Genomic DNA, 25,200 nt, shown 5'->3' with positions numbered 1-25,200 from the left:
CGAGGGCGCCGGCACGACGCTATCGCGCGTGCCCCTGCTTCAGCGTCACCGAGGCGATCGCGATCACGACGGCCATGACCGCCACGGGGAGGGCCGGCGCGTAGGCGTGCGCGTGGCCGAGCATCCAGTCTCCGACGAAGGCGCCGGCGGCCATGCCCACGATCACCCCGGTCAGCCGCCGCGCCGCGGCCGCCTTGTGCGACCAGGCGGTGATGCCCGTGACCAGACTGATGAAGGTGGCGGTCGCGGCCGTGGTGGAGATACCCGGCACATGGAGCGACCGAATGGCGTTCATCTGCAGTCCCATGGCGAACGCGTTCAGGCTGACGAGGATGTTGGACACCAGGCCGGACGGCGAGGTGGCCAGCCACACGGCGAGGAAGCCCGCCTGTGCGACCAGCGCGACACCGAGCGCGAGGGACACGCGACGGGGCCAGGCCTCGAAGATGTCGCTGTCCTCGACTTCGTCGTCGCCGTTGAAGGCCCTCAATATGCGCACCGCCAGTGCGGCTCCAACGGCGAAGGCGACGAGAGAGACCACCACGCGAACCGGATCCGGTCCTGCGGGTGGCCGAGTTCCGGCGACACCGAGACCGAGAAACACGATGTTCCCGGTCTGGAATGCCGTGAAGACCTTTCCGAAAGAGAGGAAGCAGATCGCTTCGAAGACACCTGACGAGAATGCCAGGGCCACGAGCAACCGGTCCCGAATGGTCAGGAGCGCCGGGGTCGCGTGGGCGGCTGCCAGGTCCAGGCTCCGGCCGGTGGTCCGCCCGGTCAGGGGATCGGCCGCGCTGTAGGCCTGAGCCGGCATGCTCCCGGAACCGGACCGAGCGCCCTGGGACCGTGCGAATCGAGCTCGCCGTCGGTGGGTGTTCTCAAGGCCGCTTTCTCGCATGCCTTTCCCTCCAAGCGCCCGCGGTCAGGAACTCACCCCGACCGGTTGCAGCATGCATGTTTCTCTGTCCATTCATGGTGCGACGGCAACCCCGGATGAATCCAGACCTTTGGCTGAAGCATGACTCAAATTTGGGCAATCCACTTATCTGGGGCGTATTCGAAGAGGTCGGCGGTATATCGGCGCCGACTCGCGCTTTACCCGACTGCGTGTGCCCTTGGCGTACGGGCGCAGTGCGACGTCACTCCACGACGGCCATCTCGTGCGGGGCGGTGTTGAGCCGTCGGCCCGCGTCGGCGGTGCAGGTGACGATGTCCTCGATACGGACACCGAAGCGTCCCGGGAGGTAGATGCCCGGTTCGACGGAGAAGCACATGCCCGCCGCCAGCGGCTGCTGTTCGCCCGCCACCAGGTACGGCGGCTCGTGCGGGGTGAAGCCGATTCCGTGCCCTGTGCGGTGGACGAAGTACTCGCCGTATCCCGCGTTCTCGATGACCGAGCGGGCGACCCTGTCGATCTCCTGGCAGGCGACACCGGGCCGCACCGCCTCGAACGCCGCCTGCTGCGCCGTACGGACGATGTCGTGGACCCGCTGCTCCTCGTCGGTGGGCTCACCGACGTGCACCGTACGCGTGACGCCGGAGTGGTAGCCGTCCCTGCGGCCGCCGAAGTCCAGGACCACCGTGTCACCCGTCGCGATGGTGCGGTCGCCCGCCCCATGGTGCGGGTCGGCGCCGTTGGGACCGGAGCCGACCACGGTGAAGTCGACCTGGCTGTGTCCGTGTGCGCGCAGCAGCCCGGCGAGGTCGGCGGCCACCTCGGTCTCGCGGCGACCGGCGAACCGTACGGACAGGATCTCCTCGTACGCGGCTTGCGCTGCCGCGGCCGCCGAGGCCAGCCGCGCGATCTCGGGCTCGTCCTTGACGGCCCGGAGCATCGGCAGCGCGTACGTCAGTGCCCGGTACCTGGTCAGCGGCACCGCCTCCTGCAGTTCCAGCAGGTGCAGCGCCCACGCGGAGTCGGACACGCCGTAGCGGCCGTCGGAACGCAGCAGGCCGGCCGCCACCGCGTAGGGATCCTGGTCGTCCCTCCAGTCGGACAGCCGCAGGGCGCCCGCGCCCGGAGCCGCCTCCGCGTCCGGCCGCTCCAACACCGGTACCAGCAGCCGGGGTTCGGAGTCCGCGGCGAGGACGAGGAGCGTGAGACGCTCGGTGGCCGCGGTGGGCCGGTATCCGCACAGCCAGGTCAGGTCGGGCCCCGGGGTGATCAGCAGGCCGGAGAGCCCGGCGTCGGCCGCGTCCCGGGCGGCGCGGGTCATGCGTGTCGCGTAGTCCCGCTCGGTGAAGGGCCGGGGTGTCGCCGTCATGGTTCCTCCTGGCCGTATGGCATCTCGCCTTGTCCATTGGACGGGGTGGGAGGGCCCGGCGCGTCCGCGGACACGGCTGTTCGAGTGAACGTGCCTGCCGGAGCGGCCACGCGTCCAGCATCCTCGGGCTCACGTCCGCGTGACTCCCGCTCCCGCTCGAACAGGTGGATCGTGCTGCGCCCCCGCCGGGCGTGGACGCTCTCGCCCGCGTCGATCAGGCGCTACGCCTTCGGCAAGAGGCTGACGTACGCCAACCATGTCGGCCTCTTCGCCGAGGAGTCCGGTCCCACAGGGGAGCAACTCGGCAGCCGCCAACAGGGGAGCAACTCGATACCCCCACAGGTGCGTTCACGCACCCGGCGTTGATCGAGTAGCGGACGCAGGTGGCGGACCGGCCTGTCACTCCTGGCCCGGAGATCCCCACTCGTCCGTCCGCCGCCGGCGGTCGAGACCCGCGGCCTCGAACTCGTCGGAAGCGCTGCCTTTGCGGACGCCGAGATGACGCAGCACCTGAGAGACCGGGCCGCCCCCGGCGGGCGGCGCGGTGCCTTCCGGCAGATACAGGGGGCCGAGTGCGACGGTGCCGTTGCTCCAGACGACGGCCTGTTCCTCGCCCGCTCCGCCGAAGTACTCCGATTCGACATAGCCGACGGGCCCGGTGGCCGACCAGCGGGCGAGCTCACGGTCGAAGCCGCCCGGCATGCCCCAGAAGTCCATCGGCCGGTCGTCGGAGCCGTCGGTGACGGCGTCGTGGAACTCCTCGGTCATCGGAAGGAGCGAGAGATTTCCGTGCAGCGGCACGAGCCGAGCCGCGCGGATGTGGCCCGCCGCCTTTCGCAGCAGTGTGCCGTCCGCGATGACTGCCCGTAGTTCGTAACCCATGCGTCCCCCGGTTGCCGTAGTCGGGCGACATTCTGGCACCGGTGCAGGTCACGGCGTACGCCCAGGTCGTGCGTTCCCCGATCGGGTGCTCCGAGGTCCCCGCCACCGGCCCCGCGGGGCGGCACAGTGGGACGGTGACAGCAGACGACGCAAGGCCTCTGGCCCGGGGACGCGTGGCGACCAGGCTTCCAGCCCAGGATCTCGACCGGGCACGGCGTTTCTATTCCGAACGGCTCGGTCTCGAACCCGTCGACGAACGGCCCGGCGGGCTGCTCTACCGGTGCGGTGACGTGGACTTCGCACTGTTCCGGTCGACGGGCGCCTCACCCGGTACGTTCACGCAGATGGCGTGGGAGGTCGACGACATCGAGTCCGTCGTCGGCGAACTCGTCCGGCGGGGCGTGGAGTTCGAGGAGGTCGATGCGCCGGGATTCCGTACGCGGGACGGGATCGCCGAGATCGACGGGAACTATCCGAGCAAGGGCGCCCGGGGTGAACGCGGCGCCTGGTTCCGCGACAGCGAGGGCAACCTGCTGGGCATCGGCGAGCCGATCGTCTGAGAGCCGCGCCAGGCCTCACCAGGCCGCATCAGGCCGTACCGGGTCGTACCAGGGCCGAGGGGCGCCTCCGGCGGAGACGCCCCGCTCGCGCCCGGCGGGCCGGCCGGTGGAGCTACTTGATGCACTCGGGCGGGACGCGCGGCGGCCACTGGCCGACCGAGAGCAGGCCCGTCGCGTGCGCGCGTGCCACCAGGGCGGCGCGGTTGGGGGCCTCGAACTTCCGGAGCATCAGGCCGACGTGGTACTCGACGCCCTGCCGGCTGAGGTAGAGCCGGGCCGCCAGCTGGACGGTGGAGGCACCGGAGGCGATTCCTTCGAGGACCTGCGCGTCCAGCTTGCTCAGCAGCTGGTGGTTCCGCGTTCCGTGCGACTCGTCGGCCGCGCTGTCGAGCACTTCCTCCTCGGTCTGTACGAGGATGACGAATCCGGTGAGCCTCCCGGAGGCCCCGTGCACGGCGATCGCGGTCAGCTCGCAAGCGAAAACGTTTCCTCCGTGGCCCAGCCCCAGAACCCGCTCGACGACGCGGTTGCCACGCCCTTCGGACAGTCGGGTGAAGGGGCGGTCGAGCGCGGCCGGGGCGCTGGGATGAAGGAGGTCGTAGAGACCGCGTCCGCAGATGTCGGCGGAGGTGCGGGCAAACAGCCGGCAGAAATCGGGGTCGGCCGCGATGACGTCGAGATCCGGATCCAGATGCGCGGTGCAGGTCCGGCGGCGGCTCATTCCGCGCGCCCGGCTGTCCGGTAAAGGCGAGCCCGTGGAGGAACGGGTGACGAGTATGACGTCTTCCCTGCTGTGCGGGGCACTGGTGATTGTCTTTGCCATGAAGACGAACCGTCTCTCTGAGCCAGATGTGGGGGGCCAATCAGTGTCCGCTGCGCGATGTGACGGGACAGATCGGAGAACGCCGGGCGGCAGGGCTCCGGATGGCGTCCGGATCACTACTGATCGGTTGCCAAAACACTAAAAATCGCGGGACAGGCCGGTCAAGCGAACTCTGGTGCGGTGCCCAAACACTGTGGTCGGGTGGTTCGGTGGTGCGGTCGTGGCGCCACCGCCGTGGTGCGGTCGGGGTGTGCCGTGTCACTTCTGTGAGGTCGCGCGAACCCGGAGGCACTGAATCCACTCACCGGGGACGCCGGAGTCGCGCAGGTCACAGACGGTTCCCAGGTGTCCGAGCCGCGCTCCACAGCTTGGACGTGACACGGCGGCCGCTCGCGCGACGACGCGGTGGCCGAGCGCGGCAGCGGTCGGTCCGGGGCACCGGCCCGTCGGTCAGCCGGCGTTGACCGCGCCCGTGTTCCTGAGCGCGGACTCCAGATCGCGTCTGCTCTTGATGCCCATTTTTCGATAACAGTTCGTCAGGTGCTTCTCGACCATGCGGCAGGAGATCGACAACTCGAGGGATATTTCCTGGTTGCTCAGACCTGACGCGGCGAGGTGGGCCACCTTGCTTTCGGACGGCGTGAGAGCCGAGTTGTGCGCGTTCCGGCTCGGCGCATTCTGCCCCAAGTGGCTTTCCACGGCGGCCTGTACCCAAGGGGCGCCGCATTCGGCCGACAGTTCCAGCGCCCGGCGCAGCAGGGCTCTGCCCTGTGCACGTCTGGGCCCGAGACGACGGCCGAGCGCAAAGAGCGCCAGGCACAGTTCGTATCGATTGGGGATGGCTTCCAAAAGCTGGACGGCCTCCTCCAGAAGTTCCGTGCCGTGCCGGCCCGGTGTCAGCCGGCCCTGTACGACCAGGGATCGGCCCAGCGAGGACGGGGCGCCCCATGCGCGGGCCTGCGCGACCTCCTGCCGGCTGAGGTCGAGGGCGGCCGCGGTGTCACCGAGGCGCTGGTGCATGAGCGCGGCGTACGAGGCCCAGGGCAGCACGACGGGGTTGCGCCAGCCGATCTGCTCCAGCCGGTGCCCCGCCACGAGGAAGTGGTTGAGGGCCCCGCCGGTGTCGCCGGCACGGGACGCCAGGCTGCCCTTGGCCACGGCGAGCAGGGCCGCGAGGTGCTCGTTCTCCGCGCCGAGGCGGTGCCGGCTCAGCAGGCGTTCGGCCCGTTCCGGCTGGGCCGTCTGGAGGGCGACTATCGCGAGGATGGCCGCGCACACCGCAGGAGGTCCGCCCAGCTCCGCGTCGGACAGCGCGTCGGCCTGGCGCGCCTTCGCCCTGGCGTCGGCCATGTCGCCCACGCTGAGGGCCACCAGGGCCTGTTCGGCGCGGATGACCGCCTGTTCGACGTCGCTCCTGCGGCTCTCGGCGATCCGGTAGGCCTCGTCCAGCCAGGCGGCGACTCCCTCGGTGCGGTCCGCCGCGGCGAGGACGTTCACCGCGAGCGGCAGAGCCGTGTGCACCTGTGTGGGTGTGGGCGGCTCGTGCTCCAGCAGCCGGGTCGCCAGAGGCGCGACCGCGGTGGCCGGCACGGCGTTGGCCACGGTGGCGGTGTGGATCAGGACGGTCAGCAGTTCCCGTTCGCCGACGCTGTCCATGGGGGGCTCGGGAACGAGATCCGCCAGACGTGCCACGGCGGACCGGATCCTGGCGGGGTCCTGGGCGGTGAAGAAGCGTTCCCTCGCCTCGAGGCGCAGCGCCAGCTCGCGGTCCACTCCGTCGGTCGTGCCGGACGTCGCCAGATCGGCCGACACACGTCGGACCATGTCGTCCACCGGGAACGCGGCCGGAGCCATCAGTACAGGGCCGATCCTCGCGACGGCCGCCGCCTGTTCGCGCGGGGTGTCCAGCAGCGGCACGGCCTCCATGATGTGGCGCACCGAGGCCGCCGTGGCGAAGCTGCGCTCCACGGTGGTGAGGTCGATCAGCAGCCTGGCACGTTCGGGGTCCGAGGAGGAGCTGTCCAGCAGGGCGCGGCGCAGGAAGCGCGCGGCGTCCCTGGGCGCGCCGCGCCGCATGGCGCTGTCCGCCGCCGTCCGCAGGATCCGCAGGACGTCCCGGTCCTGCGGGGTGACGACGTCCATCAGGTGCTCCGCCGCCTGTTCGACGGGATGACCCGAGCGGTGCAGCAGCTCGGCGGCGACCGCGCGCATCGCCGCGCGCTCGGCGGGCGGCATGCTCTCCTCGACGGCATCCCTGACGACGGAGTGCGCGAACACCGGATGGGCGCAGTCGGTGATGAGGCCGACCTCCCGCAGCACCCGCAGGGACTCCGCGCGGCGCACCGCGTCCAGTTCGGCGAGCCCGTCCAGCAGCTGGGGCGAGGTGTTCTCGTCGAGCACGGTCATGGCGTACGCGGTCCTGCGGATGTGGTCGGGCAGCGACTCCAGGAAGGCCGGCAGCCGTTGACGCAGCAGCGAGGGACGCAGGGCGACCGCGTCCGCCACGTGCTGCGCGGACGGCTTGAGACCGTGGAACAGCGCCTCCGCCAGGATGGCGGTGAGGAACAGCGGGTTCCCGCCGGACCGTTCGTGGCAGGCGCGCACGAAGTCGTCGTCCGCCGGGGCGCTCAGATACTCCTCGATCAGTGAGCGGGCGGCGTCCCGGCTCAGGTTCTCGGGACTGACGGTGTGTCTGGCCAGCGACAACAGCTCCTGGACCAGAGGCTGTTCCGCGCGGACGTCTCCCGTCAGCACCGTGCACACCACCAGGATCCGTCTGATGGGCAGGACGCGGGTCAGGTGCCAGAGCATCCGCAGCGACTCCGCGTCGGCCCAGTGCAGGTCGTCGACGAGGATCAGTACCGCGCTGTCGCGGCTCATGTTGGCGACCAGCATGGTGAGCCCGGTGAGCGCCAGGTTGAGCTGCTCGGCCGGGCAGGGGGCGTCGTGGCCGGCCGGCGCCTCCTCCGTCAGGATCAGCCGGGCGCCGTGGGCCGTGCCCTGGAACCACCGCTCCGCCCGTTCGGCGGGAACGCGAGTGAGGGCGGGCTCGATCAGCTGCCGCACCACGCCGAAGGAGAAGTCGTGCTCGGTCGCCGCGGCCTGGGCCCGCAGGGTCAGGACCTCACGGGCCGCGCCGAGTTCGCCGATGGTCTCCAGCAACTCCGACTTGCCGGCTCCCAGCCTGCCGCGAACGATCACCATGCGGCCGTGGCCACCGGCAGCGGCGCTGAGCGCGGCGTTCACCTTGCTGACATCGTCAGCGCGTTCCAACAGCACGGTGATGTCCTTCTTCCTCCGAGACCTTGTCTGCCGAAACGGCCGGCGCGCTCCGCCCGTTCCGCCCCTACGACCCCGTGACGCACACGAGTCGGTGCGCGGGGGAGATGCGCCCGCCCGCCGGGCCGCCCCGGCCTCCGGCGGCCCTGTCGTCCTGGACGGTGCGAGGAGCTGGGCGCCGTACCGGCGGAAGCCCGTGGGGCCGGCCCCCTAGGTGTCCGGTGCGGCGAGGCCGGCCTGCGCCGAGGCGAGCTGCCGTACGGCCAAGGTGTGGAGCAGCGGGTCGTGCAGCCGCGTGACGGCCCGCTTCAGCAGTCGTACGGCCGTCGGTCCCTGAGCCAGCGTGCCCGAGGCCAGGTCGGCCAGGGCGCGGGCGGTCGGGGTCTCCCAGCCGGCCATGAGCCGACGCAGTTCGTCCGTGAACCGGGTCGCCTCCGCAGGTCTGCCGTTCCGTGCGTGGGTCACGGCACCCAGACAACGCCAGGGCACGAGCACCGGATTGGTCCAGCCGCGGGCCAGCAGCCACCGTCCGCACTCCCGCAGATCGGTGAGTGCCGACTCGGGCCGGTCACCGGCCAGATGGAGGGCGGCGCGGACGAACAGGAGCTGGGGCCAGGCGACTTGCTGACGGTGTTCGGGGGCGCAGCCGTCCGCGACGATCCGTGCCGCCTCTTCGAGGTCCCCGCTCGCTGCCAGCACCCGGCCCCGCAGAGCACGGGAGAACGACTCGGTGGCGGGGTGCCAGCTACCGGGCGGCATCTCCGCGTCGGCCAGCGCCAGGTCCCGCCGCGCCCGGTCGGTGAACCCGAAGCGCAGATTCACTTCGCACCGGGCCAGGAGCGCGAGCCCCACGAGCGGGGGCATCCGGCGCCTGCGTGCCTCGGCCAGGCACGAGTCGAGCCCTGTGAGAGCCGCCTCCGTGGAGCCGGTGGCGGCCAGCGCCAGACAGGTGAAGATCCGTGGATACAGGGGCAGATCCCGGGCGGGAAAGTCCAGGACCGCCCGGCCGAGCGCCTCGACCCGCGCGGCGCTGCCCCCCGTCGTGGTCGCCTGCCAGGTCGCCGCGGCCAGCGCGCTCGGGTCACCGGGGTCGTCCGCCAAGGGCTCGGGGTCCGGCAGGAGACCGTCCAGGGCGCTGCCGTCCTGCTCGACGTGTTCCGCGAACCAGTGCAGCGCACGCAGCGTCCGCCGTTCCCGCTCATCGGTGTCCGCGGCACGGCAGGCCGTACCGAGCGCCTGCTTTGCGGCGCCCGCGTCGCCGCGGGCCAGCAGCAGGTCGGCGGCCAGGGCGCGTTGCCGGGTGTCGTGCCCGTTGCCGGGCACGTGCAGGGCTTGTACGAGGAAGCGGTCCGCGGCCGCCGGGTCGGTCGCGAAGCCGGCCGCGCCGATCTCCACGAGAACGGCGGCACGTTCCGGGCCCGTCAGGGGTTCCTGCAGCACGCGGGCGAGGTGAGAAACCGCCTGTTGGTGTTCACCGCGGGCGCGGCAGCCGGCGGCCACCCGGCGCAGCGTGGCGATGGCCCAGTCGTCTCCCGAGGGGCGGGCCGGCATCAGGAGTCCGGCCAGTTGCGCGTCGCTCAGGGCCGCACGCCGGCCCAGCTCGGCTGCCCGCTCGAAGAGAGTCTGACGTTCGGTGTCCGGCATGGCGGAGAGCAGACGATCGGCACTCACCAACTCCGTCAGCCGCGGCGGGGTGTCGCCCGTGACCAGCCCGGCGGCGCGCAGGTCCCGCAGGGGAGACGCGGCCGGGGTCTCCTCCAGCCCCGCCAGTGCGTACACCAGATGCAGGGGAAAGAAGTCCTGGCACACGGCGAGGCTGCGCAGCAGAGCCAGTGGTCCGGGCGCCAGTCCCCAGGTCGGCTCCGGCACCGATCGTGCCGGGGGAAGCCGAGGCGGTGTCGTCGGGCCGCCCGAGCCGTCGGCGGGCCCCAACCGGACCATGCGCCCCTGGACCGTCGGCGAGCACAGGAGCGTCAACAGGTCGGCGCAGGACGGGGCGACGTCGGATGCGCTCCCGGTGAGCGTGACCATCACGGACAGGCCCGCGCCTCGCTTGCGGCGCAGCACGGTGGCGAGGACCTCGAGAGAGGGAGCGTCGCACCACTGCGCGTCCTCGACGAGGAGGACGAGTGGCCGCCATCGGGAGGCTCGCAGGAACATGTCGCTCAACTGCTGTACCCGCACCGAACGCGGAGCACCCGCGGCCGCGGCGTGGCCGGCCGGGACGGTGCGCCGCGAGCCGGGCAGCCGGTCGGCCAGCTGTCCGGCCACGCCGAACGGCCAGCCCTGTTCCGCCGGCGTTCCACGACCCACCAGCACCGCCACTCCGGCCCATACCGCCTTGGCCACGGCCTGTCTGGTCAGGCCCGTGCGAACCGGTCCGCGCGGGCCGACAATGGCCACCGCGCCCGAGCGACCGGCCTGCAGGTCGGAGGTGAACTGGTGCAAGAGAGCACGCGCGTTGTCCGGCAGCGCCCGCAGTGCGCCGCCCATGGCCGACGGCTCGGTGAGCGCGGGGACGACGGGCCCGGCGGACGGGGCGCGGTAGGTCACAGCGGGAACCTCCGGACCCCGGGACGTATGACAGGGAGCGGGCCGGACGAGAGGGCCCCGCAGCACGGCACGCTCCCGTCGGGCGTGCGGGCGGGAACGCCGCCGGCCGCCGCGGGACGGGGCATGTTCTCCGGCCACAGGTGAGAATTGCGCATACCAGAGCGTGCCTCGCAGTCCGTTCTGCCCGTGCTTGACTCTCCACCAACAGCAGACCATAGGGCGCAGGGCTGAGCAACCAGCAGCGGAAATAGGCGCGGTGGCGCCGGAGTCGGGCGGAAAGGAGACAGCCCGCAGCCTGTGAACGGGCATTCTCCGGTGTGGATCGGCATGTTACCCGGCGTATCCACCCGGCCGATCCGCTGGTCGCGCGGGGTGCGGAGGCGTTCTGACGGAATGTGACATCGGTCGCCTTATGGAGTGGCGTTCGATTCGCATAAGGCCAAGCAGCGGATGCGTGGCCGGTTTACGGCTCGGCCCCTGGGCGAAGTTAACCGAAAGTTGACTGGCGATATGGAACTCCTTCGACTCGGTGACAATCAGGCCAGTTTCGTCCGGATTACTACTGTGGCGATGGTGGGGTCGCTATGCGATGTACGTGAATGTGTGCGCAGATTCCTTCTGCGGCACGCGCATGATGCGCAACCCGCACACGCGCATGATGCGCAACCCGCACACGCGCATGATGCGCAACCCGAACGCGCTCATGTACGCGCAACCCGAACACGCTCCGCTCTGCGTGCCCGTGCATGCTCGGCGGACCCGTGTGCGACGCGCTCAGGCATGCTGCCCGGGTGTCCTCTCAGAGCGGCCGGTTCTTCCCGTGGCCTGCAGCAGGTTCGCCGAGCACGGAACGCAACTCCCCCCGCCCGGTCAGGCCCAGCTTGCGATAGATCGACGTCAAGTGCAGCTCCACCGTGCGCCGGGTGACGAACAGCGCCTCGGCGATCTCCAGATTGCTCCGGCCGTCGGCGGCGTGCCGGGCGACCTCGGCCTCGCTGGGGGTGAGGGACACCAGCACCTTCGACACCGGGCGGCGTGGCCGGGCACCGGTGGCCAACAGGGCTTGGCGCGCCTGCCGGTACAGCGGGCGGGCGCCGAGCGCGTACGCCTTGTCGAGGGCGGGCCGCAGGACCTTCCGTGCCGCCTCCTTGTGCCCGGCGGCATGCAACGCGCTGCCCCGTGCGACCTGCACGCGAATCAGCTCCAGTACGGCCGGGGACGCCGCGAGGACCGCTTCCGCCTCCTCCAGCAGGGGCAGCCCCGCGCGCTTGTCGTAGGTGGCGGCCAGCAGTCCAAGGCCCGTGCCCAGTGCGGAGGGAAGGCCGGCCGAACGGGCCGCGGACACCGCCTGCTCGGCCAGATCACGAGCCCGGCGAGTGTCGCCCAGAGTCAGGTGTGTGGTGCCGGCCCAGAACCACCACGATGACACCACCGGGTTGGTGCGACGCCACTCCCGCTGCCGGTTGCCGCACTCGGTCAGGTCCGCGAGCGCCGCCTCCGGCCGGCCCTGCAGCAGGTGGAGGCGGCCACGGGCGGCCAGCAACTCGTTCCAGGACCAGCCCTCCGCGGCTGCCGGGTCGAACTCCCGGCCGGCGGTGTCGGCGGCCCCCGCGACGTCTCCCTGGTCGAGGAGCGCGTGGATGCGGATGGCGGAGGGCAGCGCGAAGATGAACTCCGCCCGTTCCGGGGGCGCCGATTCGAGGGCGGCGCCGGTCTCGGCGACCGCCTCGGGGAGGTCGCCCAGCCGATGAGAGGCGTCCGCGTGCAACGTGCGCAGGGTGACGAACGACGGTTCGGCCCGGGTGTCCGAGGCCGCTTCGATCAACTGCCGGAAGACCGGATCCGCCTCGTCCGGCCGGTCCGCGTAGAGCAGCGCCGTGGCTGCGGTTGCCAGGAACACCCATGAGTCGGATGCGACGAATCCTTGCCCGACGGACCGTCGCGCCGCCGAGAGCGCCTCATCCACATGGTCCATGTGCGCGGCGCGGATGGCTGCCCGCGTCGCGAGCAGGGCGCGCTCGCTCGGTGTGTCGCCCGGCAGGCCGAGGTCGAGCGAATCCCCGTCCATCGCCTCTCGGAAGGACCGCAGGTCCCAGGCGGACAGCAGGAGCCGCTGGGCCTGGAGCAGCTGCGCGTTCTCGCCGCGGCCGGCGCCGACCGCGTCCTCGTGCTCCGCGAGCAGACTCACCGCTTCCGCGGTCTGCTCGGCGCGGACCAACGCGCTGGACAGCGCGGTGAGTACGGCCACCCGCTGCCCCGCGTCCCCGACGCGTTCCAGGGCCAGCCGCAGGTGCCGTATGCCGGCATGGGTGTCCACCCGGGCTTCGGCGAGCCCCAGTTCGACCAGCAGCTCCGGATCGATTGCGGGCTCGGTGTCCTGCGGCAGGCACAGCCGCAGCAGTTCCACGGCGTGTGACAAGGCGCCTCGCAGGGTGGCCTCGTGGGCGGCCTCGCGCAGCACGGTGACCGCCCAGGGCTCGGTGGCCGGCGTCCGGGTCATGCGCAGGTGCCGGGCCACCTGCTCGGCAGGCGCTCCGCTGTCCAGCAGCAGCCGCGCGGCCCGGCGGTGCGCGCCGGCCCGTCGCTCCGGCGGCATGTCCGCCAGTACGGCCTCCTGGGCGAGGCCGTGACTGAAGGACCAGTCCCGCCCGTCCAGCGTGGCTGTCACCAGGCCGATGGTCGCCAGGGTGAGCACCGCCTGCAGGAACACGTCCCTGTCCAGCCCGGCGAGCCGCGCGCACATCTCACGCGACGCCCCGTCACCCAGCACGGCCATCGCCTGCACGGCAGCGAAGGTCTCCGCCGATTCCTTTCGGAGCACCCGCAGGACCGGCTCGCTGAACAGGGCGACGGTGCTGCCGCCCTCGACGTCGGCCAGGCTCTCCGCGGTCGGCGGCTGTCGTTCGTGCCGGAGAGCGGCCAACAGGGCGCGGACCAGCAGGGGGTTGCCGTTCGTCGCCGCCAGACAGGCGCTGTGGAACCTCTCGTCGTCGGTGCCGGTGATCTGCCGGACGATCCGCGCGACTCCCTCACCGCCCAGCGTCCGTGGCCGCAGGACCCGGCACCGCGGCTGCGCCGCGACCTCGTCCAGCAGCGGCAGGTGGACACCGGTGTCGGTGCGCCGGGACAGGGCCAGCAGCACCGGCTGCCCGGCCAGCCGCCGTGCCGTGTGCGCCAGGAATCGCAGCGAAGCCGAGTCCGCCTGCTGGGCGTCGTCCACCAGCAGGAGCAGCGGCTCCTGCGCCGCCCGACGGCAGACGAACCGGTGCAGCTCCAGCAGTACGCCGTACGATACGTCGTCGTCCCCGCGGGTACCGCTTCCGCGCGGAGCGGGCACATCCGGCGCAGGCCGGTGCCGGTCCGCGACCGTGCCTGCCCGCGCCGGCCACAACGGGCCGGTGTCGTCGGCGGTTTCGAGGAGCGGGGCGAACAGCCGGCGCACCACCCCGAAGGGATACTCCCGCCCCATGGAGTCGCCGCGCGCCTGGAGCACCCGTAGCCCCGCGGCTCGGCCCTCGTCGGCCAGCTGCCGCAGCAGCGCGCTCTTGCCGATGCCCACGGGCCCTTCGAGGAGGACGAGTCCCGGACGGCCGGAAGCGGTGGCCCGAACCAGTTCCGCGAGCACGGACAGCTCACGCTCCCGCTCGACGAGCACCGTGTCCGGGCACCGGCCCGTCGCGTCGGCGTCGTCCGGCCGGGCCGCGCTGCACATGTTCGGTCCCCCCTGGTGACGGGAGGCGAACCTCTCGAACACCGTGATCGGCCCGCCGGATCGTCGAACGCACCTGGCCGTTGGTCATACGGCGGCAGCGGGTGGTACTCGACGGATCCGGGAAGCCTAACCCGGGTCCGTCGTGGGTGCTTCGGCAATCTTCCCCAATTCCCTCACCAAATCCACTTCTTGGGGGGCAAGAAGGGGTGGGGCGAGGGAGCCACTCCGCTCGGCGAGCGCTCCCGTCGGTGCGGTGTGACGGGAGCGGTCGATGACATCTCCGGAGTGTTCGGGCATATCGCCTCGCGACACGCCGGGCCGGACGGTGCGAAGGACCTCAGGTCACCGTCCCTGCTCCCGCGGGGGACGGGTCGTAGGCGCCGGTGGCCGCCGTCTGTCGAAGCCGGACGGCGGCCGTGAGCATGTCCTGATGGGAGGTGTACAGCGCGTTGACGCCGAACCGGAGCAGGTCCGGGGCGCGCATGTCGGCGACGACGCCCTGGTCCGCCAGTGACCTGATCAGTCCGTAGGCGTGCGGATGGCGCAGCGCGACCTGACTGGCGCGGCGGGCGGGGTCGGGCGGCGTGACCGGTTCGAAGCCCAGCTCCGTCAGCATGTCCTCGGCGCAGCGGAGGAAGAACCCCGTCAGCGAGAGGCTCTTGGCGCGGACCTGTGCCATGTCGATGCCGTCGAAGACACTCAGCGCGGCTTCGAGGGCGAGCAGGGACAGGATGGGCGGGGTCCCGATACGGGCCTGGGCGACACCCGGTGCCGGGCTGTAGTCCTGCGGGAGCCCGAAGGGATCGGCGTGGCCGGTCCAGCCGCTCAGCGGTGTCCGCCAGACGTCGAGATGGCGGCGGGCCGCGTACAGGAATGCGGGTGCGCCCGGGCCGCCGGAGAGGAACTTGTAGCCGCAGCCGACCGCGAAGTCGACTCCGAGGCCGTCCAGATGCAGGGGCAGGGCCCCGGCCGCGTGGCACAGGTCCCACAGGACGAGCGCGCCGGCCCGGTGCGTGGCGCGTGTCAGCGACTCCATGTCGTGGAGTTCGCCGGTCCGGTAGTCGACGGGGGAGTAGCTGACGACGGCGACGTCGTCGCCCTCGGTGGCCAGGAACCCTTCGAGGTCGCCGGGCGCCACATGGCGTACGCGCAGACCGTGCAGCCGGGCCACTGAATCCGCCAGGTAGCGGTCGGTGGGGAAGTGCCCCGGGTCGGTGATCAGCAACGAGCGCCCCGGACGCAGTCCCGTCGCGGCACTGAGCGCGGTGAACAGCTGCACACTCGTGGAGTCGCCCGCCACCGTCTGCCCCGGACCGGCGCCGATGAGCCGGCCGATGGCGTCCCCGACCCGGAGCGGGGCCTGCCACCAGGCGTGGTCGTTCCACGACCGGATCAGATCGGTGCCCCACTGCTGGTGCACGACGTCGGCCAGGACCGGCGGCACCGCTGCCGGCAGGGGGCCCAGGGAGTTGCCGTCCAGATAGACGAGACCTTCGGGGAGCAGAAAGCGTTCCCTGACCGGTGCGAGAGGATCGTCGGCGTCGAGGGTCGCGGCCAGTTCGTCCAGGGCGGGGGAAGCGGTCGTCACGGCTGTCCGGTCTCCTCAGGTTCGTCCTCGGCCGGCGGACGCACCGCGCCCCGCTCGCCGGACAGGCGCCGCAGCGTGTCCGCGACGGCCTCGGCCGCCGGGGCGCCCGGCTCGATCAGGGTGTAGTGCCCGGTTCCCGGCAGGACCACGGTCTCCAGGTCACGGTGGACGGCCGCGTAGTCCGCGAACTGCGACAGCGGTACCTCTTCGTCCACCTCGCCGTGCAGCAGCACGGTGCGTACGCCCGTCGAACCGGCGTCCTTGAGCAGGGTGAGCGGATCGACGAGCGGCAACCGGGCCTCGAACCGGGTTTCCCCGCCCAGGAGTTGCAGAGCCGCTCCTTCGCTCAGCCCGTCACGGCGTGTCGCGTCCAGGTCGGTCAGCGGCGCGAGGGCCAGGACGGCGGGCGGCAGTTGAGCCGAGTACCAGGGAGAGTCCTGCGGCAGCAGCCCGCGGGCCGCGCACCACAGCGCGAGATGACCGCCGGAGCAGTGACCGGCCAGCACGTACGGCCGGCCCTCGGGCAGGGTGTCCACGATCCGCGTGATGTCGTCGAAGGTCTCCGGGTAGCCGCCCTCGCCGCCCGACCTGCGGAACCCCGGCAGCAGCACGGAGAACCCCTGCCGGGACAGGTACGCGGCGAACGGGGTCAGATGCATCCGGTCGTAGCGCCAGTACCCGCCGTGCAGCAGGATCACCAGGGGCGCGTCCGGATCGTCGGCCGGCCAGGCGTCGTACACCTGATGCGGGTGGTCGCCGTACGAGCTGTGCTGCGGGGCCAGGACGGGCCGCAGGCTCAGGACGCGCTTCTCCTCCTCCGCGGCGAACGCGGAGATCTCCCTAGACCTCACCGCGGGCCGCCCACAGGTCGGGGAACACCAGGCGGCTGGAGCGCTGTTCCAGCCAGGCCAGCCCCGTGGAGCCGGCGGTGCCGGACTTGGCGCCCATCGCGCGGCGCACCACCATCACGTGGTCGAACCGCCAGCGCGCGACCGCTTCGGCGATCCCGGTCAGCATCTCGCCGAGCGCGAGCAGCGGATCGTGCTGCCGGCCGGCGTAGACCTGGCGCCACACCTCGACCACGCCCGGATCCGACACATACGGCTCGGAGACGTCTCGTTCGCGGACGTGCTCGGGGACCGGCAGGCCCCGGCGGTGCAGGAACAGCAGGACCTCGTCGTAGAGCGATGGCTCGCGGTGTGCCTCGCGCAGTGCCTCGTGCACCGCCGGGTCGCCCTGGTGGGCACGGACCAGCGCGGCGGACTTCTCGCCCAGCAGGAACTCCAGATGCCGGTACATCGCCGACTGGAAGCCGGAGGCCTTGCCGAACGCGACCCGGAAGCCGTTGAACTGAACCGGCGTCAGCGCCGCGATGGGCTGCCAGGAGTCGACGAGCGCGTGCACCGCGCGCCGGCTGCGCGCCAGCGCGTCCATGGCCGCGTCCAGGTCGTCCTTGGCGAACGCCTCCCGGGCCACGCGCCACTCGTGCACGATCAGGGTGAACCACAGCTCCATCACCTGGGTGGTGACCAGGAAGCCCATCTCGTCCGCGGCTTCGGTGAGGGGTTGCTGGAGCGCGTTGAGGACCGACGCGTGGACGTACTCGTCGTAGGGGCTCGCGCCGTGGAAGGGCTGGGTCAGCGGATCGTCCAGGGACAGATCCGCGAGTGCGGACGTGCCGTCTTTCATCAGAACTCCTAGAAACCGCCTCCGCGGGAGAGGCGGACGATGTGGGGGCCCGCCGTGCGCGGGGGCGGTGCCGGGGCGTCGACGACGGCCGTCAGAGCTGGACGCCTCCGCTGGCGTCGATCCACTGGCCGGTCACCCAGCGGGCGTCGTCGCCGGCGAGGAAGGACACGACGTCGGCGATGTCGGCGGGGGCACCGAGCCGGTTGAACACCGAGGCGGCGGAGTACGCCTGCCGGATCTCCGGGTTCTTCAGCGTCGGGTTGATCTCCGTCTCGGTGAAGCCGGGCGCGACCGTGTTCACCGTGATCCCGCGCGGCCCCAACTCCTTGGCCAGCGCCAGGGTGAGGGTGTCCAGAGCGCCCTTGCTCATCGTGTAGGCGATGATCGCGGGAAACGCGACCTGCGTGGCCACCGAGGAGATGGTGACGATCCGCCCGCCGTCCCGCAGTCGCTCCAGGGCGCGCTGGATGACGAAGAACGGTGCCCGGGTGTTGACGGCGAACACCCGGTCGTAGTCCTCCTCGGTGACGTGCTCGATGGAACGCGGCAGAGTGATGCCGGCGTTGTTGACGAGGATGTCGAGCCCGGACTCCGCGCCCAGCGCGGCCAGTTCGCGGTCGAACGCGGACCACAGGGTGTCCGCGTCGCCGGCGACACCGAGTTCGGCGTGCACGGCGAACGCACGGCCCCCGTCCGCCTCGATCTCCTTGACCGTCCGCTCCGCCGCCGTGTGGTCGTACCCGTAGTGCACGGCGACCAGGGCTCCCTCGCGTGCCAGCCGCCGGCTGATGGCTTTGCCGATGCCACGGCTGCCGCCGGTGACCAGGGCGGTCCTGCCTTGATGCCGCAGAGTGGTGGTCAAGGTCCTCTCCTTACAGGTAAGTCGGATGGCCGGGGCGCGGAGGCGCTCAGGCGTCGAAGTCGAGCGTGAGGTCGTCGGTGCGCGGCCGGGCCCGGCAGGCGAGCGTGTAGCCGGCGGCCAGGTCGGCGGCGTCGAGGGCGTGCTGGCGGCCCAGCGTCACCGCGCCGGACACCACCTTCGCCCGGCAGCTGCCGCACACGCCGTCCCGGCAGGCGTACGGCACTTCGGGGCGGTGGCGCAGGACGGCGTCGAGGATCACGTCGTCCTGCGACTGCATGGTGACGACACTGGTGCGGCCGCCGAGCACCGAGGTGACCCGGCTCTGCCGGTGGTCCACCGCGGCGGGCGCCGGCTCGGGCGGCGCCCCGGCGGCGGAGAACAGCTCGGAGCGCACGGCCTCCGGGGGCGTGCCCCGCTCGGTCAGCGTCGTACGGACCGTCTCGACCAGCCCGTACGGGCCGCACAGCGAGAACGAGGTGGCAGGCCCCGGGGCGACGTCCAGCAGTGCGAGCAGGCGCAGCAGCTTCGGCGGGTCGATGCGTCCGGAGAACAGCTCGCTCTCCCTGCGCTCCCGCGACAGGACGTACAGGACGGTGAAGCGGTCGACGAACGCGTCCTTGAGGACGGCGAGTTCGTCCGACAGCAGGGCGTCGTGAGCCGTGCGGACCGCGTGGACGAGGGACACCCGGCAGTCGGGATCCGTACGCAGTGCCGCGCCGGCCATGGGGGCGAGCGGGGTGATGCCGCAGCCACCCGCGACCAGGACGTGGTGGCCTCCGGCGATGTCCGGCAGGCCGAACTGGCCGCCGGGGGGCGAGACTTCGAGCCGGTCGCCTCGCGCCAGTGCGGACAGCGCGTACGCGCCGAAGCCGTCGGGGCTGTTGCGCTTCACGACCACGCGCAGGGCCGCCGGATCGTCGGGCGGCGGACACACCGAGTAGCTGCGGCGCAGTTCACCGCCGGGCCGGCGGTGCCGGACGACGACGTGCTGCCCGGGCCGGTGCGCGAAGGTCTCCGCCAGCGCGTCGGGGACGTCCAGCGTGATGGCCACCGTGTCCGCGGCCAGGCGGTCCACTCCGGTGACCGGCAGCCGGAACCAGCCGGTGCGGCGGGCCGAGGTGTCACGCACCTCGTCCGGGCCGGTGTGCTGGGCAACGGGGGCTGTGTTCATGCCGTCACCTCACATCGCCGTCATGTACGGGAAGGTTTCCTGGCAGGCCGTGCACCGCAGCATCGACTGGCAGCGGGCCGGGCCGAACGCGCTGTGCGGCCGGGTGGCACCTGATCCGCAGTGCGGGCAGGGCACGCCGAGCCCCAGACGCACCGGTCCGGGGGCGCCCGCGGGGGCGGGCGGTGCGATGCCGTGGGCGGCGAGCTTGTCGCGGCCCGACGCCGTGATGCGTTCCGTGGTCCAGGCCGGCGCCAGGACCGTACGCACCCGCCCGTCGGCGTGACCGCACTCCCTGAGGACGTCCTCGACCGAGGAGTTGATGGCGGCCAGTGCCGGGCAGCCCAGGAACGTGGGCGTGACCGCCACCTCCACACTCCCGTCGGCCCCGACGGCGACCGCCTGGATCACGCCGAGTTCGCCCAGGCTGATCATCGGGAGTTCCGGATCCGGCAGCGCCTCCACGCGGGCCCGTACCTCCGTGAGAGCGGCCGGCGGCGTGGGCCCCGGACGGGCGGCGCCGGTCACCAGGTACCTCCGGGGAACTGCCGGTGCACCGACTGCATTTCGGCGATCAGCGGGGCGAACTCCTCGGTGTGCAGACCCTCCCGGCCTCCGCTCGCCTGCCAGGTGGGCGCCGGTACGGAGAGTCCCGCCCGCGCGACGACCGAACCGACGCGCTCCTGCCACGACGGGTGCAGCAGACGCGGCGACGGGACGGTCCCGGCCGCCACGAGCCGGCGCAGCACGTCGTCCTCGTCGAACAGCTCGGGCGTGTACGGCCACACGAGCTCCAGGCCCGCCTGCATGCGCCGCCTGCTCTCGGCCGTGCCCAGCCCCAGGCGCAGCGTCCAGTTGTCGGCATGCAGCCGGTGGTAGCCGATCTCCTTCGCGGCCCGTACCGCGAACGCCGCCAGATCCGGGTCCGCGCAGTCGGCCAGTGCCTCGTAGAGCAGCACCGCGTAGTGCGTGTACGTCAGCTGCCGGGCCACGGTCACGGCGAAGTCGCCGTTGGGCAGCTCAGTGAGCAGAGCGTTGCGGAACTCGCGTTCCGTGCGGCCGAAGGCGAGATCGTCCTCGGAACGCCCGCTGCCGTCCAGCCGTCCGCTCCACGCGAGGAGGACGCGGGCGTGACCGATGAGGTCGAGGGCGATGTTGGACAGCGCCAGGTCCTCCTCGATGCTCGGTGCCCGCGTGATCCACTGGCACAGTCGCTGGCCCAGGACGAGGGCGTCGTCGCCGAGGCAGAGGGTGAACCGGGCGAGATCTGCCGGCACGGTGCCGGGAGCGGACCGCGCCGGGGTGCCCGCGTCACGTGTCTCAGTCATCGTCGTCACCTCCGTCCACCAGGGGTGTGTACTGCTCGGGATACCGGTAGGGCTTGTGCGGGGCGTTGCTGAAGAACGGGTCGCGTTCGTCGGGGGACGCGGCGTGCACCGCGTCCGAGCGGACCACCCACAGCGACAGGGGATCGCCTCGCCGGGTGTAGAGGTCGCGGGCGTGCGCGAGCGCCATGTCGGCGTCGGCGGCGCGCACCGATCCCACGTGCTGGTGCGACAGCCCCCTGCGCGGCCGCAGGAAGACCTCCCAGGACCCCGCGGCGCCTTCCGTCGTACGGCTCATACGACCGACCCCTTCGTACGCGCGGCCTCGGGCCCGCCGGGCGTCGACTGCTCGGCGCGGTCCGTGTCCGTCTGAGTGCCGGCTGTCGGCTGGTCCGCGAGGCCCCTGGGCGGGGGCCCGTCGGTCGTCGGCTGCTTCGCGAGATCGGTGCCCGTGTGCGCGCCGACTGTTGGCTGCCCGGCAAGGCCCGGGTCCGTGGGCGCGCCGGTCGCAGACCGCTCCGCGAGGTCGGCGTCCGCATCCTCGCGGGCGGCGTACGCGGCGGCCGCCTCCCGTACCCACGTCCCGTCCTCGTGCGCCGCGACCCGGTGACTGAGGCGCCGGCGTGCGCAGTGCGAGTCGTCGCCGAGCGCGCTGCGGTAGACCTCCCAGTCGATCGGGCCGAAGTCGTAGTGCCCGTGCTCCTCGTTCCAGCGGATGTTCGGATCGGGAAGGGTCAGCCCGAGGCGTTCGGCCTGCGGCACGCAGTGGTCGACGAAGCGCCGGCGCAGCTCGTCGTTGGTGTGCCGTTTGATGCCCCAGGCGATGGCGCGGCGGGAGACGGCCGCGCCGAGCGCGGCGGTGCGTGCGTCGGCGCCGCCCGCGACGGTGTCGGGCGGCCCGAACATGAGCGCCACGGCAGGCAGCCACCAGCGGTTCACCGCGTCCTGGGCCATCTCCCGCTGCGCGGGCGTCCCTTCGCACAGTGACCGCAGCAGGTCGTAGCCCTGGCGTACGTGGAACGCCTCCTCCTGGCAGACCCGGCGCATCGCGCGGGCATAGGGCCCGTACGAGGTCTGGCAGAGCGGTGCCTGGTTGATCACCGCGGCCCCGTCCGTCAGCCAGGCGATGGCACCGGTGTCGGCCCAGGTGAGCGCGGGGTGGTTGAAGGTGGCCGCATAGCGCTGCTGCCCCCGGTGCAGGGCGTCCAGCAGCTCGGCCCGGTCCACGCCCAGGGTCTCGGCGGCGGAGTACAGGTACAGGCCGTGGCCCGCCTCGTCCTGGACCTTCGCGATCAGCACCGACTTGCGGTGCAGGGAAGGCGCCCGGGTCAGCCAACCGCCCTCCGGCTGCATGCCGATGATCTCGGAATGGGCGTGCTGGGCGATCTGACGCACCAGCATCCGGCGGTAGCCGTCGGGCATCCAGTCCCGCGGCTCCACGGTCTCACCCGCGCTCAGCAACTCCTCGAAGCGGGCGCCGAGTTCGTCCTCCGTGCCGGTGGCCGCCTCGGCCGTACTCCGTGCGGCGCTCATGCCGTTCCCTCTCCCGGTCCGGTCCCCGCCGTGCCGGGACCGGACCGGCCCGCGGCACCGGTCCGCACGCACTGCCTGAGCACCCTCATCACTCCCTCGACTTGCGATCGCCCGCCGCCGGTCCGTCACCTGCCGCGGGCAGAACCCTCACCGAGAAGAGAGGCCCCGCACTGCCCTTGCTATCCCCACGACTGCCGTGGCCCCGGGTGACGAACGTCACCCGGGAGCCCGGGGATTGTGCGAGGCGCCGGGCGCCTCTTCTTCCTGCGACACACAGGCGTGGCCGGACGGCGGACGGCCACGGCACAGCGAAAGGGGACGCCATGAGCACCATCAGGACGTTGCTGGTCGAACTCACCGGCACGGCCGAGTACGCCGACACCATCGGTGACGACGTCGACCTCGCCGCCAGCGGCATCGACTCCGGCGATCTCGTACGCCTGGTCCTGCTCGTCGAGCAGCGGACGGGTGTGGAGATCACGGCCGAGGACATGGAGAAGCTGCACACGATCGCCGACTACGAGCGGTTCGTCTCCGAGCACTCCGTCGCCGGTACCTCCGGCGGTGCGTGATGTGGCTGACGCAGCTGGTGGAGCGCAACCGCCAGTGCTTCCCGGACCGCATCGCGCTCGTCGACGAACGCCGCAGCGTCACCTGGGCCCAGTTCCACGACCGCACGGCCGAACTCGCCCGGGGACTGGCCGAACTCGGCATCGAGCGCGGTGACCGGGTCGCGGTGCTCTCCCAGGACCGGATCGAGGTGCTGGAGAGCTACTTCGCACTGGCGCGACTCGGCGCGGTGTTCGTGCCGCTCAACCACAGCCTGGCGCTCCCCGAGGTGGCCGGGATCATCGAACGGGTCGGCGCCGTCGCCGTGTTCGGCGAGTCCGACCTGCTGGACCGGCACGCCTCACTGCCTGCGTCGGTGCGGATCCGGCTCGCACTGGACAAGCCGGTGTTCGACGCGCTGGGCACGGTGGCCCGGCCGACCCCCCTGCCCGAAGTGCCCGACACGGCGCCGATCGCGGTGCTGCACACCTCGGCGACCACGGGCCAGGCCAAGGGCGTCACCGTCGACGAGGCGTCGTTCCGGGCCATCGCGCTCGGCTGGCTGGTGCTGGCCCGCCCCACCGACGACATCGTGATGGTCAACTGCTGCCCGCTCTACCACGGCAGCATGGTCGTGTCCCTCACCTACATGGCCGCCGGCGCCACCGTGGTGCTGATGCCCGGCTTCACGCCCCAGCGCGCTCTCGCCGCCGTCGAACGGCACCGCGCCACGCACATGTGGCTGGTCCCGCAGATGCTGCGCTTCATGCTCCAGGCCAAGAGCTCGCACAGCACCGACCTGTCGTCCCTGCGGGAGATCCTCTACGGCGCTGCCCCGATGCCGCTCGACGTGTACGCCGACGCCGTGGACCGCCTGGGCTGCGGCTTCCGTCAGGTGTACGGCATGACGGAGGTGGGCGGCCCGTTCGTGACCCTCGGACCCGACGAGCACCCCGTCCCCGGCGACGTGAGCGCGCGCATCCCGTGCGGACGTGTCGTCCCGGGCATGTCGGCGCGTGCCGTGGACACGGAGGGCCGGGAAGCGCCGCGCGGGGAGATCGGCGAGATCGTGGTCCGCGGACCGGGCACCATGCAGGGCTACTGGAACGACCCCGAGGCCACCCGTGAGGTCACCCTCGACGGCTGGATCCTCACCGGCGACCTCGGTTTCGTCGACGAGGACGGTCGTATCCACCTCGTCGACCGCAGCAAGGACCTCATCATCCGGGCGGGCCAGAACGTGTACCCCTCGGAGATCGAACGCGTCCTCATGACCCACCCGGCCGTCCTGGACGCGGCCGTGGTCGGCACGGACGACGAGGACTACGGCGAGGTCCCGCTCGCGTACGTCGTCGCCGAGGAGGGCACCGCCGCGGCCACCCTGCTCGGACATGTCGCGGCGAACCTCGCGCCCTACAAGCGGCCCCGGCGCATCGAGTTCATCGAGCAGGTGCCGCGCAATCCGGCCGGGAAGATCATCAAGAAGCTGCTGCGGGCCTGACGCCGTGGACACAATGCCGCACGGGCGCGTCGACCTCGTACAAGTGGCTCATGCGGTGGAGGAGTTGGAGCGGCTGCGGGCGACGCTCGCCGCCGTGGGCCTCGGTCTGGGCATCGCCTCGCAGGCGGACCCGGCGGCGCGTCCTGCCGGGCCCGGCGAGGCGGCCGCGGCCGCGGGCATGATCCCGCGCCGTGCACAGGAGTTCCTGGCCGGACGGCTCGCCGCCCGGCGCGCACTGCGTGCGGTGGGACTCGAGTGCGGTGACATCCCGCGGTCCGGACGGCTGCCCGTCTTCCCGCCGGGCCGGTCGGCGTCGATCACGCACAACGCGGGCCTCGCGGTGGCGGTGGCGCGTGCGCCCGGACGCCCCGGTGCGCCGGGCTGCGACCTGGAACTGCGCGAACTGCCGCGCGGAGCAGCCAGGTTGGTGCTGCGCGAGGACGAGGAGGAAAGGCTGCACGCCGCCGGACCCGCCCTCGCGCGCGACCGGCTGCTGGCCCTCTTCTCCGCCAAGGAAGCCGCCTGGAAGGCCCTGTACGGCACCCCCGCGCACCGCGTCCATGGCGCGGGCGTCTCCGGTGCGGGAGTGCCGGGGCAGCCCGGAACCCTGCGCGACCTGCGGGCCGTAGCCACCGCGGACGGCTTCCGCGTTCGGGTCCGCGTCGGTGGCGCGAACGCGGGACTCGACGCGCCCGGCACTGACGGCCGAGGCGTCGAAGTCCACGTCCGTACGGTTGCCGGGGGCGTGTTCAGCTGGGTGTGCCCGTAAGGCGGGCACAGGACCCACTCGTGGTGGGGGGGGGGGGGAACGTTTCCCGGCCCCCCCCCCCCACCCCCCCCCCCTCCCCCCCCCCCCGGTCCCCCCCCCACCCCCATTTCCCCCGCGGGGTTTGTTGTTGTTGGCAAAACGGT

The 25,200-nt window shown here is 72.1% G+C and carries 20 protein-coding genes and 1 pseudogene; 5 read left to right on the top strand and 16 right to left on the bottom strand.

The window, feature by feature from the left end; genetic code table 11:
- Positions 1-19 precede the first annotated feature (19 nt).
- Entirely contained in the window at positions 20-814 is a 795-nt protein-coding gene (locus ACFWM2_RS37420; protein WP_383289822.1) for a YoaK family protein, read from the bottom strand.
- A gap of 325 nt (positions 815-1,139) precedes the next feature.
- Positions 1,140-2,264, bottom strand: coding sequence for an aminopeptidase P family protein (locus ACFWM2_RS37415; protein WP_383289819.1), 1,125 nt, complete (start codon positions 2,262-2,264; stop codon positions 1,140-1,142).
- 171 nt (positions 2,265-2,435) lie between these two features.
- On the opposite strand from ACFWM2_RS37415, the gene ACFWM2_RS37410 reads away from it, so the two are divergent.
- Positions 2,436-2,630 carry a hypothetical protein gene (locus ACFWM2_RS37410; protein WP_383290082.1) on the top strand — a complete coding sequence of 65 codons (195 nt, stop codon included), beginning with the start codon at positions 2,436-2,438 and terminating at the stop codon, positions 2,628-2,630.
- A 33-nt stretch (positions 2,631-2,663) separates the two neighbouring features.
- Here the strand turns inward: ACFWM2_RS37410 and ACFWM2_RS37405 are convergent, their stop codons facing one another.
- Positions 2,664-3,146 carry a hypothetical protein gene (locus ACFWM2_RS37405; RefSeq protein WP_383289816.1) on the bottom strand — a complete coding sequence of 161 codons (483 nt, stop codon included), beginning with the start codon at positions 3,144-3,146 and terminating at the stop codon, positions 2,664-2,666.
- 134 nt (positions 3,147-3,280) lie between these two features.
- Here ACFWM2_RS37405 and ACFWM2_RS37400 point away from each other — a divergent pair, with 134 nt between their 5' ends.
- Positions 3,281-3,706, top strand: a complete 426-nt coding sequence (locus ACFWM2_RS37400; RefSeq protein ID WP_383289813.1) for a VOC family protein — start codon at positions 3,281-3,283, stop codon at positions 3,704-3,706.
- Between the two features lie 112 nt (positions 3,707-3,818).
- Here ACFWM2_RS37400 and ACFWM2_RS37395 read toward each other — a convergent pair whose 3' ends face one another.
- The 13 genes and pseudogenes from ACFWM2_RS37395 to paaA form a co-directional block, all read right to left on the bottom strand.
- On the bottom strand, positions 3,819-4,427 hold the full coding sequence (locus tag ACFWM2_RS37395; RefSeq protein ID WP_383289810.1) for a LuxR C-terminal-related transcriptional regulator: 609 nt from the start codon (positions 4,425-4,427) through the stop codon (positions 3,819-3,821).
- A gap of 552 nt (positions 4,428-4,979) precedes the next feature.
- Complete coding sequence (locus ACFWM2_RS37390; protein WP_383289807.1) at positions 4,980-7,808, bottom strand: AAA family ATPase; 2,829 nt, start codon at positions 7,806-7,808, stop codon at positions 4,980-4,982.
- Positions 7,809-8,018: 210 nt separating this feature from the next.
- Positions 8,019-10,361: a hypothetical protein gene (locus tag ACFWM2_RS37385; RefSeq protein WP_383289804.1), complete on the bottom strand. Its 2,343-nt coding sequence runs from the start codon at positions 10,359-10,361 to the stop codon at positions 8,019-8,021.
- Positions 10,362-11,160: 799 nt separating this feature from the next.
- Entirely contained in the window at positions 11,161-14,073 is a 2,913-nt protein-coding gene (locus ACFWM2_RS37380) for an ATP-binding protein (RefSeq protein ID WP_383289801.1), read from the bottom strand.
- Positions 14,074-14,410: 337 nt separating this feature from the next.
- Positions 14,411-15,661 carry a kynureninase gene (gene kynU, locus ACFWM2_RS37375; RefSeq protein WP_383289798.1) on the bottom strand — a complete coding sequence of 417 codons (1,251 nt, stop codon included), beginning with the start codon at positions 15,659-15,661 and terminating at the stop codon, positions 14,411-14,413.
- A complete protein-coding gene (locus tag ACFWM2_RS37370; RefSeq protein WP_383289795.1) occupies positions 15,658-16,512 on the bottom strand; it encodes an alpha/beta hydrolase in 855 nt (284 codons plus the stop codon). The genes kynU and ACFWM2_RS37370 overlap by 4 nt, the downstream gene beginning before the upstream one ends.
- Positions 16,502-17,350 (bottom strand): tryptophan 2,3-dioxygenase, encoded by an 849-nt coding sequence (locus ACFWM2_RS37365; protein ID WP_383289792.1) that lies wholly within the window; start codon positions 17,348-17,350, stop codon positions 16,502-16,504. The genes ACFWM2_RS37370 and ACFWM2_RS37365 overlap by 11 nt, the downstream gene beginning before the upstream one ends.
- A gap of 91 nt (positions 17,351-17,441) precedes the next feature.
- Positions 17,442-18,212: an SDR family oxidoreductase gene (locus ACFWM2_RS37360; RefSeq protein ID WP_383289789.1), complete on the bottom strand. Its 771-nt coding sequence runs from the start codon at positions 18,210-18,212 to the stop codon at positions 17,442-17,444.
- Between the two features lie 46 nt (positions 18,213-18,258).
- The gene (locus tag ACFWM2_RS37355) at positions 18,259-19,383 is read right to left on the bottom strand and encodes a 2Fe-2S iron-sulfur cluster-binding protein (protein ID WP_383289786.1); all 1,125 of its coding nucleotides are present in this window, start codon (positions 19,381-19,383) and stop codon (positions 18,259-18,261) included.
- Between the two features lie 9 nt (positions 19,384-19,392).
- The gene (paaD, locus tag ACFWM2_RS37350) at positions 19,393-19,908 is read right to left on the bottom strand and encodes a 1,2-phenylacetyl-CoA epoxidase subunit PaaD (protein WP_383289783.1); all 516 of its coding nucleotides are present in this window, start codon (positions 19,906-19,908) and stop codon (positions 19,393-19,395) included.
- Positions 19,905-20,708 carry a 1,2-phenylacetyl-CoA epoxidase subunit PaaC gene (paaC, locus tag ACFWM2_RS37345; protein WP_383289780.1) on the bottom strand — a complete coding sequence of 268 codons (804 nt, stop codon included), beginning with the start codon at positions 20,706-20,708 and terminating at the stop codon, positions 19,905-19,907. The genes paaD and paaC overlap by 4 nt, the downstream gene beginning before the upstream one ends.
- The gene (paaB, locus tag ACFWM2_RS37340; RefSeq protein WP_383289777.1) at positions 20,701-21,003 is read right to left on the bottom strand and encodes a 1,2-phenylacetyl-CoA epoxidase subunit PaaB; all 303 of its coding nucleotides are present in this window, start codon (positions 21,001-21,003) and stop codon (positions 20,701-20,703) included. The genes paaC and paaB overlap by 8 nt, the downstream gene beginning before the upstream one ends.
- Before the next feature lie 200 nt (positions 21,004-21,203).
- Positions 21,204-22,238 (bottom strand): annotated as a pseudogene (gene paaA / locus ACFWM2_RS37335) (1,2-phenylacetyl-CoA epoxidase subunit PaaA); the annotation flags it as partial.
- Between the two features lie 323 nt (positions 22,239-22,561).
- Here paaA and ACFWM2_RS37330 point away from each other — a divergent pair.
- Genes ACFWM2_RS37330 through ACFWM2_RS37320 form a run of 3 tightly spaced genes read left to right on the top strand, consistent with a single transcriptional unit; the run spans position 22,562 to position 25,057 of the window.
- Positions 22,562-22,810, top strand: a complete 249-nt coding sequence (locus ACFWM2_RS37330) for an acyl carrier protein (RefSeq protein ID WP_383289774.1) — start codon at positions 22,562-22,564, stop codon at positions 22,808-22,810.
- On the top strand, positions 22,810-24,288 hold the full coding sequence (locus ACFWM2_RS37325) for a class I adenylate-forming enzyme family protein (protein ID WP_383290068.1): 1,479 nt from the start codon (positions 22,810-22,812) through the stop codon (positions 24,286-24,288). Before ACFWM2_RS37330 ends, ACFWM2_RS37325 begins: the two co-directional genes overlap by 1 nt.
- A gap of 13 nt (positions 24,289-24,301) precedes the next feature.
- Positions 24,302-25,057, top strand: a complete 756-nt coding sequence (locus ACFWM2_RS37320) for a 4'-phosphopantetheinyl transferase superfamily protein (protein ID WP_383290065.1) — start codon at positions 24,302-24,304, stop codon at positions 25,055-25,057.
- Positions 25,058-25,200 lie beyond the last annotated feature (143 nt).

Source organism: Streptomyces sp. NPDC058371 (assembly GCF_042723265.1).
GTDB lineage: Bacteria > Actinomycetota > Actinomycetes > Streptomycetales > Streptomycetaceae > Streptomyces.
This window is presented reverse-complemented; position numbering and strand designations above follow the sequence as displayed.

Coding starts and splice junctions, on each gene's coding strand:
- paaB (WP_383289777.1), bottom strand. CDS start 21,003: ATGAGCCGTACGACGGAAGGCGCCGCGGGGTCCTGGGAGGTCTTCCTG.
- ACFWM2_RS37320 (WP_383290065.1), top strand. CDS start 24,302: ATGCCGCACGGGCGCGTCGACCTCGTACAAGTGGCTCATGCGGTGGAG.
- ACFWM2_RS37420 (WP_383289822.1), bottom strand. CDS start 814: ATGCCGGCTCAGGCCTACAGCGCGGCCGATCCCCTGACCGGGCGGACC.
- ACFWM2_RS37330 (WP_383289774.1), top strand. CDS start 22,562: ATGAGCACCATCAGGACGTTGCTGGTCGAACTCACCGGCACGGCCGAG.
- paaC (WP_383289780.1), bottom strand. CDS start 20,708: ATGACTGAGACACGTGACGCGGGCACCCCGGCGCGGTCCGCTCCCGGC.
- ACFWM2_RS37415 (WP_383289819.1), bottom strand. CDS start 2,264: ATGACGGCGACACCCCGGCCCTTCACCGAGCGGGACTACGCGACACGC.
- ACFWM2_RS37355 (WP_383289786.1), bottom strand. CDS start 19,383: ATGAACACAGCCCCCGTTGCCCAGCACACCGGCCCGGACGAGGTGCGT.
- ACFWM2_RS37380 (WP_383289801.1), bottom strand. CDS start 14,073: ATGTGCAGCGCGGCCCGGCCGGACGACGCCGACGCGACGGGCCGGTGC.
- ACFWM2_RS37395 (WP_383289810.1), bottom strand. CDS start 4,427: ATGAGCCGCCGCCGGACCTGCACCGCGCATCTGGATCCGGATCTCGAC.
- ACFWM2_RS37325 (WP_383290068.1), top strand. CDS start 22,810: ATGTGGCTGACGCAGCTGGTGGAGCGCAACCGCCAGTGCTTCCCGGAC.
- ACFWM2_RS37405 (WP_383289816.1), bottom strand. CDS start 3,146: ATGGGTTACGAACTACGGGCAGTCATCGCGGACGGCACACTGCTGCGA.
- ACFWM2_RS37365 (WP_383289792.1), bottom strand. CDS start 17,350: ATGAAAGACGGCACGTCCGCACTCGCGGATCTGTCCCTGGACGATCCG.